This window comes from Enterobacter sp. 237C8 (genome assembly GCF_034106865.1).
GTDB classification, from domain to species: domain Bacteria; phylum Pseudomonadota; class Gammaproteobacteria; order Enterobacterales; family Enterobacteriaceae; genus Enterobacter; species Enterobacter asburiae_B.
Window position 1 is genome coordinate 12,030 of sequence record NZ_JAWNDF010000015.1, and the last position, 17,149, is coordinate 29,178.

Genomic DNA, 17,149 nt, shown 5'->3' on the forward strand with positions numbered 1-17,149 from the left:
GATGTTACGTATTGCCGATAAAGTCTTTGATTCACATCTGTTTACCGGAACCGGAAAATTCGCCTCGCCGCAGCTGATGGTGAATGCCATTCGCGAAAGCGGCAGCCAGCTGGTGACGCTGGCGCTCAAGCGCGTGGATCTGCGCCATCACAACGATGCCATTCTGGCGCCTTTACTGGAGGCAGGCGTCACGCTGCTGCCCAACACCTCCGGTGCCAAAACGGCCGAAGAGGCGATTTTTGCCGCGCAGCTGGCCCGCGAGGCGCTCGGCACCCGCTGGCTGAAGCTGGAAATTCATCCTGACGCCCGCTGGCTGCTGCCCGACCCCATCGAAACGCTGAAAGCGGCTGAAAAGCTGGTGCAGCAAGGGTTTATCGTCCTGCCTTACTGCGGCGCCGATCCTGTTCTGTGCAAACGGCTGGAAGAGGTCGGCTGCGCCGCCGTCATGCCGCTGGGCGCCCCCATTGGCTCCAACCAGGGGCTGGAAACCCGCGCGATGCTGGAAATCATTATTGAGCAGGCTACCGTGCCGGTGGTGGTTGATGCGGGCATTGGCGTGCCCAGCCATGCCGCGCAGGCGCTGGAGATGGGCGCCGACGCGGTGCTGGTCAACACGGCCATCGCGGTTGCCGACGATCCGGTCATGATGGCGCGTGCGTTCCGCATGGCCGTAGAGGCTGGCCTGCTGGCAAGGGAGTCTGGCCCCGGCTCGCGCAGTTTCCAGGCACAGGCCACCAGCCCGCTGACCGGTTTTCTGGAGGCGATCTCATGAGCACGTTTACCGAGCGCTGGCGGCAGCTTAACTGGGACGACATTGCCCTGCGCATTAACAGCAAAACGGCGGCTGACGTGGAGCGCGCGCTGCATGCCCGCCATCTGACCCGCGAGGATCTGATGGCCCTGCTCTCCCCGGCGGCCAGCGCGTACCTCGAACCGATGGCCCAGCGAGCACAGCGGCTCACACGCCAGCGTTTTGGCAACACGGTGAGCTTCTACGTGCCGCTCTATCTATCAAACCTGTGCGCCAATGACTGCACCTACTGCGGTTTTTCCATGAGCAACCACATCAAGCGTAAAACGCTCGATGAAGGTGAGATCGCCCGCGAGTGCGCGGCCATTCGTGAAATGGGCTTTGAACATCTTCTGCTTGTCACGGGCGAACATCAGGGAAAAGTGGGAATGGACTATTTCCGTCAGCACCTTCCCGCCATTCGTCGTCAGTTTGCGTCGCTGCAGATGGAAGTGCAGCCCCTGGCGCAGGAGGAGTACGCGGAGCTAAAAACCCTCGGGCTGGACGGGGTCATGGTCTACCAGGAAACCTATCACGAGGCGACGTACGCCCGGCATCACCTGAAGGGCAAGAAACAGGATTTCTTTTTCCGCCTGGAAACGCCGGACAGGCTGGGTCGCGCGGGGATCGACAAAATCGGTCTGGGGGCGCTGATCGGGCTCTCTGACAGCTGGCGGGTGGATTGTTACATGGTGGCGGAACATTTGCTGTGGCTTCAGCAGCACTACTGGCAGAGCCGTTATTCCATCTCCTTCCCGCGCCTGAGACCTTGCGCGGGCGGGATTGAACCGGCTTCGCTGATGGATGAACGCCAGCTGGTGCAGACCATCTGTGCGTTTCGCCTGCTCGCCCCGGAAGTGGAATTATCGCTCTCAACGCGTGAATCCCCGGCGTTTCGCGATCGCGTTATCCCGCTTGCGATTAACAACGTCAGCGCGTTTTCCAAAACGCAGCCAGGCGGCTACGCCGACGATCGTCCGGAGCTCGAGCAGTTTGTGCCGCATGACGGACGACGTCCGGAAGCGGTCGCCGCAGCCCTGACGGCCCAGGGTCTTCAGCCTGTCTGGAAAGACTGGGACAGCTGGCTGGGAAGAGCCTCGCAATGACGATGAAACGCGCTGCAACACCATAAAAAATTGTCGAGGCGCGACGAAAAGGCAAAACCGGGTGGTTGTCAGCGATCGTCCGGTTTTTTATTGTCACACGGTCAGCAACGGATGCTGACCAGGGCGAAAAGCTTCTTCCTCGTTTCGCCCTGCCTCTGGTTCATTGCGCACACGGCCGCCAGCAGGTTGAATAAGTATTTTCTTAATGGTTCTTAAGATAAATCATCCCGCCAGAAATCGTGTGCCGTATAATTCACCGCTAACCGCAGGACAGCGACTATGCTGAGAGGATATCGGCAGACGAAAAGTATTCACCATCAGGAACGATGTACAGCTCATGGCACTTCACAGCAAAAAGCTCTCTTTTACCCGGCCAATCATGCTCAGCTTCGCGGGGATCCTCTGCAGTTTTGCGGTGATCGCGATCGCGGTGACGCTTTCGCAACGAAAGGATTTTCTTGAGGATTATCATCAGATCAACAGCAATTTCACGCACAACCTGGCGGTGAACTACACCGAATCTATCCTGCGTGAAAACGACTATATCCTGGGCCGTTCCGCGATGTACTTTGCCCGCGACGACAGGCTAAACGAGACGCTCAACGTCAACCCGACGCAGGGGCTTCAGATGATGATGCATTTGCAAAACCTGATGCCGACCGTGTCCTCCATCTCGCTGGCGGACACGCAGGGGCATTATCTCCGCGCGCCGGAAGTGCTCCCCACGGAGAAGAGTAAAACCTTCGATCCCCGGACGCGGCCGTGGTTTATCGCTCAGGCCGAAGCCAGTATCTTCAGCCACTATACTCGCCCGTACATGGACTACTTCACCGGCCATCCGACGGTCACACTTTATAAGCCCTTGATTTCACCCGAAGGCAGACTGAAGGGAACGATCGCGTTTCATCTCGATTTGACGTCAATGGGCTTCACCCTGCGTCAGATGGTGGCGCCCGTCCAGGGAGAATTCTTCGTCGTTGAACGCGACGGCGCCGTTGTGCTTCACCCGGATACAGGCGCGCTCTTCAAACAATACGTGAGCGAAGCGCTGATGGACAAAATGACCAGCGGCGAAGGCCACCTTTACGATAAGAAAAGCAACGCCTGGTACTACTACTACTCGTTTACCAATCCGGACTGGTTTGTCATCTACCGGGTCTCTGGCGAGACGCTCACCGATATCACCCGCCACGAAACGACGATTGTTGGCTGGGGGTTTGCGCTGGCGGCAATCATCATCATCCTCTTCGGCTTATACCTCCGTCACGCCTCGCGTACCGTGCTGATGCACATTATCAATGCCATTAAAACCGGCGACGTCAGCGAGGCGCCGCGCCTGGAAGCGATGCTGAGCCACACTATCCAGTCCAATAAAGAGCGTGAGATGGCCTATGTGCGCCAGGCCACTCACGATGCGCTGACGGGCTGTAAAAACCGCCGCGCGTTCGATAGCGATATCGCGGAGCTGCTGAATGCCCAGCAGCCTTTCGCGCTGGCGCTGGTGGACATTGATAACTTCAAGTCGATTAACGACACGCTGGGCCACCTGACCGGTGATATCGTTCTGCGCAACGTGGCCCGCGAAGGGATCCAGATCATGCAGCCACATCACGTCTCGATTTACCGCTATGGTGGAGAAGAGTTCGCGGTAATCTTCCAGGCTGAGCAGATGACGTCTGCGCTCTCATTGCTGGAAGCCTGGCGTACCGCAGTTGAAAAACGCGTCTGGCGAGAAGAAAACCTGCGGGTTACGTTCAGCGGCGGTCTTGGGGAGTGGCATTTTGAACCGCTGGAGCAATTTGTCGGAAGCGTTGATAGCGCCCTCTACAGCGCCAAACAGCAGGGCAAAAACCGCATTAATCGAACGTCCATCAGCTAATCCTCCCTCTTTCACCCTGCCCGTTTCCACGGGCCGGGTACCCGACAATGTAAAATTGTAACCGGTTTCAGAAAATCGCCGGTTTCTTTGTGATGCCTGACACACAATCGCGGTAAACCGGTTGTTGAAGCAATCTGCACGGGATAATTATCAATAAACACATGTAGATCGAGGCTGATTATGAAGAACATCGTTTTATGCTGTGCAGCGGGGATGTCAACCAGCATGCTGGTTCAACGTATGAAAGACGCCGCGCAGAAAAAAGGGGTTGAAGTCACCATTAAAGCCGTTCCGGTTGCGGAGTTTAAAGACAACATCGCGACGGCCGACATCGTATTGCTGGGGCCACAGGTTAAATACGAGCAGGCTAAACTTCAGGCGCAGGCCGAGCCGCTGGGTAAAAAGGTCGCGGTGATCGACATGATGGATTACGGCATGATGAAAGGCGATGCCGTCCTGGAAAAAGCGCTCAAACTCCTGGAGTCATAATGGAAGACTTAGAAACCACGATTATGGAACTGCTGGTCAATGCAGGCGCGGCGCGCAGTGCGGCCCTGACGGCGCTTCAGATGGCGCGTAAAGGTGAGTTTGACGAAGCTGAAAAAGCGATGGAAGAGTCGCGCGAATATGTGAAGCATGCGCACACGATCCAGACGCAGCTTATCGGTCTTGACGAAGGGACCGGGAAGCTTCCGGTAAACCTGATCACCGTCCACTCTCAGGATCACCTGATGAACGCGATGGTCATTCAGGACCTGGCGGGCGATATGATTGAGCTTTATCGTCGGATCCCGTTGGTGAACTGATTACCTACAGATGTAAAAAAACCCGCCGAGGCGGGTTTTTTATTGTCGGGTGGCGCTGCGCTTACCCGACCTACGAGGCACATGCCCGGTAATGTTCATCACCGGGCATCAACGATTACTCGTTGTCGGAACCGCCCAGACCTGCGTTCAGCAGTTCTGCCAGGCTCGCGGATGCATCTTCAGCAGTTACCTGCGGTGCAGCTGGCAGTTCGCCCGCAGCACGACGACGCATACGATCCTGGTGGTACGCATAACCGGTACCCGCCGGGATCAGACGACCCACGATGACGTTCTCTTTCAGACCGCGCAGTTCATCACGTTTACCTGCAACAGCGGCTTCGGTCAGGACACGAGTCGTTTCCTGGAACGATGCTGCAGAGATGAAGGACTCGGTTGCCAGAGACGCTTTGGTGATACCCAGCAGATCGCGCGAGAAGGTCGCACCGATTTTGCCGTTCGCTTCCAGTTCGCGGTTAGCGATCTTGACGCGTGAGTATTCAACCTGCTCGCCTTCCAGGAACTCGGAGCTGCCTGCGTTTTCGATGGTTGCTTTACGCAGCATCTGACGAACGATAACTTCGATGTGCTTATCGTTAATCTTAACGCCCTGCAGACGGTAAACGTCCTGTACTTCGTTGGTGATGTAACGCGTTACCGCGTGGACGCCACGAAGACGCAGAATGTCGTGCGGAGCTTCTGGACCATCGGAAACCACGTCACCACGTTCTACACGTTCACCTTCGAACACGTTGAGCTGACGCCACTTAGGAATCATCTCTTCGTACGGTTCGCTGCCATCTACTGGAGTGATAACCAGACGGCGTTTCCCTTTGGTCTCTTTACCGAAGGAGATGATACCGCTGATTTCAGCCAGGATTGCAGGCTCTTTCGGACGACGTGCTTCGAACAGGTCCGCAACGCGTGGCAGACCACCGGTGATGTCCTTGGTACCGCTGGATTCCTGTGGAATACGCGCCAGAGCATCACCCGCACCGATCTGAATGCCATCTTCCAGCTGAACGATCGCTTTACCTGGCAGGAAGTACTGCGCAGGCATGTCGGTACCCGGGATAAGAACGTCGTTACCCTGAGCATCAACGATTTTCAGTGCAGGACGCAGATCTTTACCACCGGTAGTACGTTCAGCAGAATCCAGAACCACCAGAGAAGACAGACCGGTCAGCTCGTCGGTCTGACGAGTAATGGTCTGGCCGTCGATCATGTCAGTGAAGCGGATGAAACCACTTACTTCGGTGATAACCGGCATGGTGTGTGGATCCCAGTTTGCAACGGTTTCACCGCCGGCAACCTGCTCGCCATCACCTTTCGCCATAACCGCACCGTAAGGCACTTTATAGCTCTCTTTGGTACGACCGAATTCGTCGATCAGCTTCAGCTCGGTGTTACGAGAGGTCACAACCAGCTTGCCAGCGGAGTTAACAACAGACTTCGCGTTGCTGAGCTTGATGCTACCTTTGTTTTTCACCTGGATGCTGGATTCAGCAGCCGCACGAGATGCCGCACCACCGATGTGGAACGTACGCATCGTCAGCTGTGTACCCGGCTCACCGATGGACTGTGCCGCGATAACGCCGATTGCTTCACCTTTGTTGATGATGTGGCCACGCGCCAGGTCACGACCGTAGCAGTGCGCACATACACCAAAGTCGGTGTCACAGGATACAACGGAACGTACTTTCACGGAGTCAACAGAGTTCGCTTCCAGCAGGTCACACCAGTGCTCGTGCAGCAGCGTGTTGCGTGGAACCAGAATGTCTGCAGTACCCGGCTTCAGAATGTCTTCCGCGGTTACACGACCCAGAACGCGATCGCGCAGTGGCTCTTTAACATCACCACCCTCGATAACCGGGGTCATGGTGATACCTTCGAGGGTGCCACAATCGTCTTCGGTCACAACCAGATCCTGCGCAACGTCAACCAGACGACGCGTCAGATAACCGGAGTTCGCAGTTTTCAGTGCGGTATCCGCCAGACCCTTACGAGCACCGTGGGTGGAGATGAAGTACTGGAGTACGTTCAGACCTTCACGGAAGTTCGCGGTGATTGGCGTTTCGATGATGGAGCCATCTGGCTTCGCCATCAGACCACGCATACCTGCCAGCTGACGAATCTGTGCTGCGGAACCACGCGCACCGGAGTCGGCCATCATGTAGATGCTGTTGAAGGAAACCTGCTGCTCTTCTACGCCGTCACGGTTAATCACGGTTTCGGTCTGCAGGTTATCCATCATCGCTTTGGATACACGATCGTTCGCCGCTGCCCAGATATCGATAACTTTGTTATAGCGTTCGCCCGCGGTTACCAGACCAGACTGGAACTGCTCCTGGATCTCAGCAACTTCGGCTTCCGCTTCAGAGATGATCTCGTGTTTCTTCTCTGGGATGACCATGTCATCGATACCAACAGATGCACCTGAACGCGCTGCATAAGCAAAGCCGGTATACATTGTCTGGTCAGCGAAGATAACGGTCGGCTTCAGACCCAGAATGCGGTAACAGGTGTTCAGCATTTTGGAGATCGCTTTCTTGCCCAGCGCCTGGTTGACGATGGAGAAAGGCAGACCTTTCGGTACGATCATCCACAGAATGGCACGGCCAACGGTCGTGTCTTTCAGGCTGGTTTTCGCAACGAATTCGCCGTTTTCATCTTTTTCATATTCGGTGATACGCACTTTAACGCGCGCATGCAGAGAGGCCAGGCCAGCGCGATAAATACGCTCAGCTTCTTTCGGGCCAGTCAGCACCATGCCTTCGCCTTTGGCGTTAACACAGTCACGGGTCATGTAGTACAGACCCAATACAACGTCCTGAGAAGGAACGATGATAGGTTCACCGTTCGCTGGGGACAGGATGTTGTTGGTAGACATCATCAGCGCACGCGCTTCGAGCTGGGCTTCCAGCGTCAGCGGTACGTGAACAGCCATCTGGTCACCATCGAAGTCGGCGTTATATGCCGCACAAACCAGCGGGTGCAGCTGGATAGCTTTACCTTCGATCAGGACTGGCTCAAATGCCTGGATACCCAAACGGTGCAGAGTTGGTGCACGGTTCAGCAGTACCGGGTGTTCGCGGATAACTTCGTCCAGGATATCCCAAACGACAGCTTCTTCACGCTCAACCATTTTCTTAGCGGCTTTGATGGTGGTGGCCAGGCCACGCAGTTCCAGCTTGCCGTAGATGAACGGTTTGAACAGCTCCAGTGCCATTTTCTTCGGCAGACCGCACTGATGCAGACGCAGGTATGGACCTACGGTGATTACAGAACGGCCGGAGTAGTCAACACGCTTACCGAGCAGGTTCTGACGGAAACGACCCTGTTTACCTTTGATCATGTCGGCCAAAGATTTCAGAGGACGTTTGTTAGAACCGGTGATCGCACGACCGCGACGGCCGTTATCCAGCAGGGCGTCAACCGCTTCCTGCAGCATGCGTTTTTCGTTGCGTACGATGATGTCCGGCGCAGCCAGATCCAGCAGACGTTTCAGACGGTTGTTACGGTTGATAACGCGACGATACAGATCGTTCAGATCGGACGTTGCGAAACGACCACCATCCAGCGGAACTAGTGGACGCAGATCTGGCGGCAGAACCGGCAGAACGGTCAGGATCATCCACTCTGGTTTGTTACCAGACTGAACGAACGCTTCCAGCAGTTTGATACGCTTGGTCAGCTTTTTACGTTTGGTTTCGGAGTTGGTTTCGTTCAGCTCTTCACGCAGCTGCTCGCACTCTTGCTCCAGATCCATGCTCTTCAGCAGGGCCTGAATAGCTTCCGCACCCATCTTCGCGTCGAATTCGTCACCGAACTCTTCCAGCGCGTCCAGATACTGCTCTTCAGTCAGGATCTGATGACGTTCCAGGTTCGTCATCCCGCCTTCGATAACCACATAAGATTCGAAGTACAGAACGCGTTCGATATCGCGCAGCGGCATATCCAGCAGCAGACCGATACGGGACGGCAGAGATTTCAGGAACCAGATGTGAGCGGTCGGAGACGCCAGCTCGATGTGGCCCATGCGCTCACGACGCACTTTGGTCTGGGTCACTTCAACGCCGCACTTCTCACAGATCACACCACGGTGTTTCAGGCGCTTGTACTTACCGCACAGGCACTCGTAATCTTTTACTGGCCCGAAAATACGCGCACAGAAAAGGCCGTCACGCTCAGGTTTGAACGTACGGTAGTTGATGGTTTCCGGCTTTTTAACTTCACCGAAAGACCATGAACGGATCATGTCTGGCGAAGCCAGAGCAATTTTGATCGCATCAAACTCTTCGGTTTTAGTCTGCGCTTTCAGAAACTTTAATAAATCTTTCACGGATTTGCTCCCGTCGGAGTTAGCACAATCTGGTGCCGGGGATTAACCCGGCACCAGTGACCTGTTTGAGCGAGAATTACTCGTCTTCCAGTTCGATGTTGATACCCAGCGAACGAATCTCTTTCAACAGTACGTTGAAGGATTCTGGCATGCCCGGCTCCATCTGATGGTTGCCGTCCACGATGTTTTTATACATCTTGGTACGACCGTTCACGTCATCAGACTTAACGGTGAGCATTTCCTGCAGGGTGTATGCCGCGCCGTATGCTTCCAGCGCCCACACTTCCATCTCCCCGAAGCGCTGACCACCGAACTGTGCCTTACCACCCAGCGGCTGCTGAGTAACCAGGCTATAAGAACCGGTAGAACGAGCGTGCATCTTGTCGTCGACCAGGTGGTTCAGTTTCAGCATGTACATGTAACCTACGGTTACCGGACGCTCGAACTGTTCACCGGTACGGCCGTCAAACAGCGTAATCTGACCAGACGTTGGCAGACCACCCAGTTGCAGCAGCTCTTTAATTTCAGCTTCTTTCGCACCATCGAAGACCGGCGTTGCGATTGGCATACCTTTTTTCAGGTTCTCAGCCAGACGCAGCACTTCTTCATCGCTGAAGGTATTCAGGTCGACTTTCTGACGCACGTCGGTACCCAGATCGTAGGCACGCTGGATGAATTCGCGCAGTTTCGCGACTTCTTCCTGCTGCTTCAGCATGGCGTTAATCTTGTCGCCAATACCTTTCGCAGCCATACCCAGGTGAGTTTCCAGGATTTGACCGATGTTCATACGAGACGGTACGCCCAGCGGGTTCAGTACGATATCTACCGGCGTACCGTTAGCATCGTGCGGCATATCTTCGATCGGGTTGATCTTAGAGATAACACCCTTGTTACCGTGACGACCTGCCATCTTATCACCAGGCTGGATCTGACGTTTAACGGCCAGATACACCTTAACAATCTTCAGCACGCCTGGTGCCAGATCGTCGCCCTGAGTGATTTTACGGCGTTTCGCTTCGAGTTTTTTCTCGAACTCGTGTTTCAGTTCGTCATACTGCTCAGCCAGCTGTTCCAGCTGATTTTGTTTCTCTTCGTCGGTCAGGCCCAGTTCCAGCCAGCGATCGCGTGGCAGTTTGTCGAGCTTCTCAGCTTCAACGCCACCGGCAACCAGCACAGCATAGATACGGCTGAACAGACCCGCTTCGAGGATCTGCAGTTCTTCAGACAGGTCTTTCTTAGCCTGTTTGAGCTGCATCTCTTCGATTTCCAGCGCACGCTTATCTTTCTCAACGCCATCACGGGTGAAGACCTGAACGTCGATAACCGTACCGGAAACACCGTTTGGTACGCGCAGAGAAGAGTCTTTAACGTCAGACGCTTTCTCACCGAAGATTGCACGCAGCAGTTTCTCTTCTGGCGTCAGCTGGGTTTCACCTTTAGGCGTAACCTTACCAACCAGAATGTCGCCGCCGGTCACTTCCGCACCGATGTAAACGATACCGGATTCATCCAGTTTGGAGAGCGCAGCTTCACCCACGTTAGGGATGTCAGCGGTGATCTCTTCTGGCCCCAGCTTGGTGTCACGGGACACACATGCCAGTTCCTGAATGTGGATGGTGGTGAAACGATCTTCCTGAACCACACGCTCGGAGACGAGGATGGAGTCTTCGAAGTTGTAACCATTCCACGGCATGAACGCTACGCGCATGTTCTGACCGAGCGCCAGTTCACCGAGGTCGGTGGACGGACCGTCTGCCAGCACGTCGCCGCGCTCAACTGGCTCACCCAGAGATACGCAAGGCATCTGGTTGATACAGGTGTTCTGGTTAGAACGGGTGTATTTGGTCAGGTTATAAATGTCGATACCAGCTTCGCCCGGATACATCTCGTCTTCGTTAACTTTGATAACGATACGGGATGCATCGACGTACTGAACAGTACCGCCACGTTTAGCAACTGCAGTAACACCGGAGTCAACGGCAACAGCACGTTCCATACCAGTACCAACCAGCGGCTTATCAGCGCGCAGAGTTGGAACGGCCTGACGTTGCATGTTCGCACCCATCAATGCACGGTTGGCGTCATCGTGTTCCAGGAACGGGATCAGGGACGCACCGACGGATACCACCTGCTGGGTGGATACGTCCATGTAGTCAACCTGGTCGCGGCTGAACAAGCTGGATTCGCCTTTGCTACGGCAGGTAACCAGATCTTCTACAAAGTGGCCTTCGTCATCCAGGTTGGAGTTCGCCTGAGCGATAACGTAGTTGCCTTCTTCGATAGCAGACAGGTAGTGAATTTCGTCGGTTACAACACCGTCGGTCACTTTACGGTACGGGGTCTCGAGGAAACCGTATTCGTTAGTCTGTGCGTACACGGACAGGGAGTTGATCAGACCGATGTTTGGACCTTCAGGCGTTTCGATTGGACATACGCGACCGTAGTGCGTCGGGTGTACGTCTCGAACTTCAAAGCCTGCGCGTTCACGGGTCAGACCGCCTGGGCCGAGTGCAGAGATACGACGTTTGTGCGTAATCTCAGACAGCGGGTTGTTCTGGTCCATGAACTGAGACAGCTGGCTTGAACCGAAGAACTCTTTCACTGCTGCAGAAATCGGTTTGGCGTTGATCATATCCTGAGGCATCAGGGTATCCAGATCGCCCAGAGACAGACGCTCTTTCACCGCACGCTCTACACGTACCAGGCCAACGCGGAATTGGTTTTCCGCCATTTCGCCTACGGAACGGATACGACGGTTGCCGAGGTGGTCGATATCGTCCACTTCGCCTTTACCGTTACGGATATCGATGAGCTTCTTCATCACTTCGATGATGTCGTCTTTGCTCAGGATACCGGAACCTTCGATTTCGTCGCGCAGCAGAGAACGGTTGAACTTCATACGACCAACCGCGGACAGATCGTAGCGGTCTTCGGAGAAGAACAGGTTCTCGAACAGGCTTTCCGCCGCTTCGCGAGTTGGTGGCTCACCAGGACGCATCATGCGGTAGATTTCTACCAGCGCGCTCAGACGATCGGTGGTTGGGTCAACGCGAATAGTCTCAGAGATATACGCGCCGTGATCCAGATCGTTGGTGAACAGCGTTTCGATACGTTTGTGGCCAGACTGGCTCAGCTTAGCCAGCAAATCCAGGCTCAGCTCCATGTTCGCTGGGCAGATCAGCTCACCCGTTGACTCATCAACGTAATCTTTCGCGGCTACTTTTCCTGCAATGTACTCAACCGGAACTTCGATGAGTTTGATATCATCTTTTTCCAGCTGGCGGATGTGGCGCGCGGTGATACGGCGACCTTTTTCCACATACACTTTGCCGTCGGCTTCGATGTCGAACGACGCGGTCTCGCCACGCAGACGTTCCGGCACCAGCTCCATCTGCAGCTTGTTGTCGCGGATTTCAAAGATCACTTTCTCAAAGAACAGGTCCAGGATCTGTTCAGTGGTGTATTGCAGCGCACGCAGAATGATGGTTGCAGGCAGCTTACGACGACGGTCGATACGGACAAACAGGTTGTCTTTCGGATCGAACTCAAAGTCCAGCCATGAACCACGGTAAGGAATGATGCGTGCGTTATACAGTACTTTACCGGAAGAGTGTGTTTTACCTTTATCGCTGTCGAAGAAGACGCCCGGGCTACGGTGCAGCTGGGAAACGATAACACGCTCAGTACCGTTGATAACGAAAGTACCGTTGTCTGTCATGAGTGGAATTTCACCCATGTAGACTTCTTGTTCTTTAATGTCTTTTACGGTGCCTTCCGGCGCTTCGCGCTCGTAGATCACCAGACGCAGTTTTACGCGCAGCGGTGCGGAATAGGTCACGCCACGGATCTGACATTCCTGAACGTCAAACACCGGTTCGCCAAGGCGGTAGCTGACGTACTGCAGCTCGGAGTTACCGCTGTAGCTCTGAATCGGGAACACGGAGCGGAAGGCTGCTTCCAGACCGTACTGCCCTTCAGGATCTTGCTCGATAAACTTCTGGAACGAGTCAAGCTGGATAGAAAGGAGATATGGAATGTCCAGAACTTGTGGACGTTTACCAAAATCCTTACGAATACGTTTTTTCTCGGTATAGGAGTAAACCATAGGGTTCCTCAGCTCGCTGACAAGTCGACCCATCTGTCCGACGAAGGGACAGTTTGTGCAACACCATTTTGTGGACCGGAAAATTGAATACTTTCCGCAATACCTGTTGCTATCACGCTTAAATCATTTCGTCGCGATTTACACAGAGCGAGCACCCTGTCGCAATATATTAAGTCGTCGATAGAAACATGCATTGTCAGGACAATCAGCAGTCAAACAGTGTGAAATGCTACTGATGCCTTACAGCGCAAAAAGGCTGGTGACTAAAAAGTCACCAGCCATCAGCCTAATTACTCAGGCTGCAACCAGAAAAGTTGGCTTATTTAACTTCAACTTCAGCGCCAGCTTCTTCCAGAGATTTTTTCAGTGCTTCTGCGTCGTCTTTGCTCACGCCTTCTTTCAGCGCAGCTGGAGCAGATTCTACCAGGTCTTTAGCTTCTTTCAGACCCAGGCCAGTTGCGCCACGTACTGCTTTGATAACAGCAACTTTGTTAGCGCCAGCAGCTTTCAGAATTACGTCGAATTCAGTTTTTTCTTCAGCAGCTTCAGCCGGGCCCGCAGCTACAGCTACAGCAGCAGCAGCAGAAACACCGAATTTTTCTTCCATTGCAGAAATCAGTTCTACAACGTCCATTACGGACATAGCTGCAACTGCTTCAATGATTTGATCTTTAGTGATAGACATTTAAATTGTTCCTGAAAATCAGAATAAGTTTATACGTAAGCAAATGCTTTATAAAGATAACTGCGATTAAGCAGCTTCTTTCGCATCGCGAACAGCAGCCAGAGTGCGAACCAGTTTGCCAGCCGAAGCTTCTTTCATGGTTGCCATCAGGCGTGCAATTGCTTCTTCGTAGGTCGGCAGGGTTGCCAGGCGATCGATTTGCGATGCCGGGATCAACTCACCTTCAAAGGCTGCAGCTTTGACCTCAAATTTTGCATTCGCTTTCGCGAACTCTTTGAACAGACGAGCAGCAGCGCCCGGGTGTTCCATAGAGTATGCAATCAGGGTCGGACCAACAAACGTGTCTTTCAGGCACTCGAACTGAGTACCTTCAACTACGCGACGCAGCAGGGTGTTACGAACAACACGCATGTATACGCCAGCTTCACGACCTGCTTTACGCAGTTCAGTCATTTTGTCTACAGTAACGCCACGGGAATCCGCAACTACTGCAGACAGCGCGCCTTTGGCTACTTCGCTGACTTCAGCAACAATCGCTTGTTTGTCTTGAAGATTTAAAGCCATTAGCTTTGCTCCTGGATGTTTGCCGGAACTCATGTTCCGGAACTCACTTCACTCTCCCAAACGGAAAGAGCGTCTTAATACGGTGAGCAGAAACAAGCCAGAGTATCCAAAAATAATCTTAGCGTTCTGTCACCGTCTACGCAGGGGATTAAGTCTCTTGCGAAACACCTGCGGTCTTCGACGGAGGCCTGGATTAGGCCAGGCTCCAACGAACAAATCTTTTAGCCGCTAACTTTCGTTAGCAAACGTGGGGGTAAGATTGTAGACAAAATCACCGCCCACGTAAAGGCATTAGTTTGCAGCAGCGCTCAGGCCAGCCTGGTCAACTGCAACACCTGCACCCATGGTGGTGGAGATGCTAACTTTCTTGATGTACACGCCTTTCGCCTGAGTTGGTTTTGCTTTTTTCAGCGCAACCAGCAGAGCTTCCAGGTTTTCTTTCAGTTTGTCAGCGTCAAAGTCCACTTTACCGATGGTGGTGTGGATGATGCCGTTTTTGTCGTTACGATAACGAACCTGACCTGCTTTAGCGTTCTTAACCGCTTCAGCAACGTTAGGAGTTACAGTACCGACTTTCGGGTTAGGCATCAGGCCGCGTGGACCCAGAACCTGGCCCAGCTGGCCAACAACGCGCATTGCATCTGGAGAAGCAATAACAACGTCAAAGTTCATTTCGCCTTTCTTGATCTGATCAGCCAGATCTTCCATACCTACCAGTTCAGCGCCGGCAGCTTTAGCAGCTTCAGCGTTTGCACCCTGAGCAAATACAGCTACGCGAACGGAACGGCCAGTACCGTGTGGCAGTACAGTTGCGCCACGAACGTTCTGATCGGATTTACGCGCGTCGATACCGAGGTTAACGGCAACGTCAACGCTTTCAACGAACTTAGCAGTTGCCAGTTCTTTCAGCAGAGCGATAGCTTCGTTGATGTCGTACTGTTTGGTCGCATCAACTTTGTCACGGATAACGGACATGCGCTTGGTCAGTTTAGCCATTTCTTAGTCCTCCACTACCAGGCCCATGGAACGTGCAGTACCTTCGATTGAGCGAGTCATCGCTTCAATGTCGGCACCAGTCATGTCGGCAGCTTTGGTCTGCGCGATTTCCTGCAGCTGAGCGCGGGAAATTTTACCCACTTTGTCTTTGTTCGGTTTACCGGAACCAGACTTGATACCAGCCGCTTTCTTCAGCAGAACAGCTGCTGGAGGGGTTTTGGTAACGAAAGTGAAAGAACGGTCAGCGTAAACAGTGATTACGACTGGGATTGGCAGACCTTTTTCCAGGGATTCGGTTTTGGCGTTGAACGCTTTACAGAATTCCATGATGTTCACACCCTGCTGACCCAGAGCTGGACCAACTGGTGGACTTGGGTTCGCCATACCAGCTGCAACCTGCAGCTTGACGTAGGCTTGTACTTTCTTAGCCATTCTAAAATCCTCTGATTGGGTGATAGCGCCTCAGGGAGGCTCCCCGTGAATAAAATTCGTTTTACGGGGCGGGCCCATAAAAACAAAAGGCGCGAAATTGTATTCCAATCTCGCGCCCTGTGCAACGATTAAATCGCCGCTTTTTTGATCGCTGCTTAGGCTTTTTCGACCTGCGCAAAGTCCAGTTCTACCGGGGTCGCACGACCGAAGATAGAAACAGAAACTTTCAGGCGGGACTTCTCGTAGTCCACTTCTTCAACCACACCGTTAAAGTCAGCAAACGGACCGTCGCTAACACGAACCATTTCACCCGGTTCAAATAGCGTTTTCGGACGCGGCTTATCACCCACCTGCTGCAGGCGGTTCATAATCGCATCAACTTCTTTGTCGCTGATTGGCGCCGGACGGTCAGACGTGCCGCCGATAAAGCCCATCACGCGCGGTACGCTGCGCACCAGGTGCCAGCTCGCGTCGTTCATCACCATCTGAACCAGCACGTAACCCGGGAAGAATTTACGCTCGCTTTTGCGACGTTGGCCGCCACGGATCTCAACCACTTCTTCGGTCGGAACCATAACTTCGCCAAATAACTCTTCCATGTTGTGTAATTTGATATGCTCACGCAGCGACGTTGCTACGCGGCCTTCAAAACCGGAAAACGCCTGAACGACGTACCAACGCTTTTTAGGGGCTTCAGACATCTTAGAACCTCAGGCCAGTAATAAAGGAAACCAGGCGAACCAGAATACCATCCAGTCCCCACAGGATCAGTGACATTACCGCAGTCACTGCAGCCACGATCAGCGTGGTGTGCAATGTTTCCTGGCGAGTCGGCCAAATGACCTTGCGGACTTCGGTACGTGCTTCGCGAGCGAAAGCAACGGTTGCTTTACCCTTAGTCGTCAACAGCGCGACACCGCCCGCTGCAGCAATCAGAATCACCACTGCCAGCGCGCGGAGCGGCAGCATCATGTCACGATAAAGATAGTTGCCAACGATTGCCACAATCAGCAGCACGGCAACAGCGATCCACTTCATCGCTTCCAGGCCGCGCCCGCTCCCTTGAGCTTCGGTATTCGCACTCATAAACCAACCTGTCAGAAGAATTCTACAAATAATTTCACCCCGCGATTGCGAGGCGAGCCAAATCGAAACGCTAATCCCTTTATGGATTATACGCTCTCTGCAGAGCCTGTCTCAGCAATGATTATGACAAAAATAATCACTGATGAGCCAGGTTCTGATGTGAAAGCGTGCAAAAAGGGCATCAAATGATGCCCTTTTCATGCGCATTGCGTCAAATGTTATCAGCGATTAGCCGAGAACTTTAGCAACCACGCCCGCGCCAACGGTACGGCCGCCTTCACGGATTGCGAAACGCAGACCGTCGTCCATCGCGATTGGGTGGATCAGAGTCACAACCATCTTGATGTTGTCGCCTGGCATT

The 17,149-nt window shown here is 53.7% G+C and carries 13 protein-coding genes and 1 pseudogene; 5 read left to right on the forward strand and 9 right to left on the reverse strand.

Annotation, left to right across the window (positions count from 1 at the left end; genetic code table 11):
* Position 1: 1 nt before the first annotated feature.
* The 5 genes from thiG (at position 2) to USF70_RS21375 (ending at position 4,581) form a co-directional block, all read left to right on the forward strand.
* Positions 2–772, forward strand: coding sequence for a thiazole synthase (gene thiG / locus USF70_RS21355; RefSeq protein WP_320736000.1), 771 nt, complete (start codon positions 2–4; stop codon positions 770–772).
* Positions 769–1,896, forward strand: coding sequence for a 2-iminoacetate synthase ThiH (gene thiH, locus USF70_RS21360; protein WP_320736001.1), 1,128 nt, complete (start codon positions 769–771; stop codon positions 1,894–1,896). Before thiG ends, thiH begins: the two co-directional genes overlap by 4 nt.
* 337 nt (positions 1,897–2,233) lie before the next feature.
* Positions 2,234–3,775, forward strand: coding sequence for a sensor domain-containing diguanylate cyclase (locus tag USF70_RS21365; protein ID WP_232939424.1), 1,542 nt, complete (start codon positions 2,234–2,236; stop codon positions 3,773–3,775).
* Positions 3,776–3,955: 180 nt separating this feature from the next.
* Positions 3,956–4,264, forward strand: coding sequence for a PTS sugar transporter subunit IIB (locus USF70_RS21370; RefSeq protein WP_023334100.1), 309 nt, complete (start codon positions 3,956–3,958; stop codon positions 4,262–4,264).
* Positions 4,264–4,581: a PTS lactose/cellobiose transporter subunit IIA gene (locus USF70_RS21375; protein ID WP_008503455.1), complete on the forward strand. Its 318-nt coding sequence runs from the start codon at positions 4,264–4,266 to the stop codon at positions 4,579–4,581. Before USF70_RS21370 ends, USF70_RS21375 begins: the two co-directional genes overlap by 1 nt.
* Positions 4,582–4,696: 115 nt before the next feature.
* Here the strand turns inward: USF70_RS21375 and rpoC are convergent, their stop codons facing one another.
* The 9 genes and pseudogenes from rpoC to tuf all read right to left on the reverse strand — a co-directional run.
* A complete protein-coding gene (gene rpoC, locus USF70_RS21380; RefSeq protein WP_023309968.1) occupies positions 4,697–8,920 on the reverse strand; it encodes a DNA-directed RNA polymerase subunit beta' in 4,224 nt (1,407 codons plus the stop codon).
* Between the two features lie 76 nt (positions 8,921–8,996).
* Positions 8,997–13,025: a DNA-directed RNA polymerase subunit beta gene (gene rpoB / locus USF70_RS21385; protein ID WP_023334099.1), complete on the reverse strand. Its 4,029-nt coding sequence runs from the start codon at positions 13,023–13,025 to the stop codon at positions 8,997–8,999.
* Positions 13,026–13,344: 319 nt separating this feature from the next.
* Complete coding sequence (gene rplL, locus USF70_RS21390) at positions 13,345–13,710, reverse strand: 50S ribosomal protein L7/L12 (protein WP_006176746.1); 366 nt, start codon at positions 13,708–13,710, stop codon at positions 13,345–13,347.
* 66 nt (positions 13,711–13,776) lie between these two features.
* Positions 13,777–14,274: a 50S ribosomal protein L10 gene (rplJ, locus tag USF70_RS21395; RefSeq protein WP_001207203.1), complete on the reverse strand. Its 498-nt coding sequence runs from the start codon at positions 14,272–14,274 to the stop codon at positions 13,777–13,779.
* 291 nt (positions 14,275–14,565) lie between these two features.
* Positions 14,566–15,270: a 50S ribosomal protein L1 gene (gene rplA, locus USF70_RS21400; protein ID WP_006810530.1), complete on the reverse strand. Its 705-nt coding sequence runs from the start codon at positions 15,268–15,270 to the stop codon at positions 14,566–14,568.
* Between the two features lie 3 nt (positions 15,271–15,273).
* The gene (gene rplK, locus USF70_RS21405; RefSeq protein ID WP_008503452.1) at positions 15,274–15,702 is read right to left on the reverse strand and encodes a 50S ribosomal protein L11; all 429 of its coding nucleotides are present in this window, start codon (positions 15,700–15,702) and stop codon (positions 15,274–15,276) included.
* Between the two features lie 155 nt (positions 15,703–15,857).
* Complete coding sequence (gene nusG / locus USF70_RS21410; RefSeq protein ID WP_002438628.1) at positions 15,858–16,403, reverse strand: transcription termination/antitermination protein NusG; 546 nt, start codon at positions 16,401–16,403, stop codon at positions 15,858–15,860.
* A 1-nt stretch (position 16,404) separates the two neighbouring features.
* Positions 16,405–16,788, reverse strand: coding sequence for a preprotein translocase subunit SecE (gene secE, locus USF70_RS21415; protein WP_032644497.1), 384 nt, complete (start codon positions 16,786–16,788; stop codon positions 16,405–16,407).
* 228 nt (positions 16,789–17,016) lie between these two features.
* A pseudogene (gene tuf, locus USF70_RS21420) lies at positions 17,017–17,149 on the reverse strand (elongation factor Tu); the annotation flags it as partial.

Excerpts from the sequence above, each read along its gene's own strand:
- thiG (WP_320736000.1), top strand. The coding sequence starts at position 2 with ATGTTACGTATTGCCGATAAAGTCTTTGATTCACATCTGTTTACCGGA.
- thiH (WP_320736001.1), top strand. The coding sequence starts at position 769 with ATGAGCACGTTTACCGAGCGCTGGCGGCAGCTTAACTGGGACGACATT.
- USF70_RS21365 (WP_232939424.1), top strand. The coding sequence starts at position 2,234 with ATGGCACTTCACAGCAAAAAGCTCTCTTTTACCCGGCCAATCATGCTC.
- USF70_RS21370 (WP_023334100.1), top strand. The coding sequence starts at position 3,956 with ATGAAGAACATCGTTTTATGCTGTGCAGCGGGGATGTCAACCAGCATG.
- USF70_RS21375 (WP_008503455.1), top strand. The coding sequence starts at position 4,264 with ATGGAAGACTTAGAAACCACGATTATGGAACTGCTGGTCAATGCAGGC.
- rpoB (WP_023334099.1), bottom strand. The coding sequence starts at position 13,025 with ATGGTTTACTCCTATACCGAGAAAAAACGTATTCGTAAGGATTTTGGT.
- rplL (WP_006176746.1), bottom strand. The coding sequence starts at position 13,710 with ATGTCTATCACTAAAGATCAAATCATTGAAGCAGTTGCAGCTATGTCC.
- rplJ (WP_001207203.1), bottom strand. The coding sequence starts at position 14,274 with ATGGCTTTAAATCTTCAAGACAAACAAGCGATTGTTGCTGAAGTCAGC.
- rplA (WP_006810530.1), bottom strand. The coding sequence starts at position 15,270 with ATGGCTAAACTGACCAAGCGCATGTCCGTTATCCGTGACAAAGTTGAT.
- rplK (WP_008503452.1), bottom strand. The coding sequence starts at position 15,702 with ATGGCTAAGAAAGTACAAGCCTACGTCAAGCTGCAGGTTGCAGCTGGT.
- nusG (WP_002438628.1), bottom strand. The coding sequence starts at position 16,403 with ATGTCTGAAGCCCCTAAAAAGCGTTGGTACGTCGTTCAGGCGTTTTCC.
- secE (WP_032644497.1), bottom strand. The coding sequence starts at position 16,788 with ATGAGTGCGAATACCGAAGCTCAAGGGAGCGGGCGCGGCCTGGAAGCG.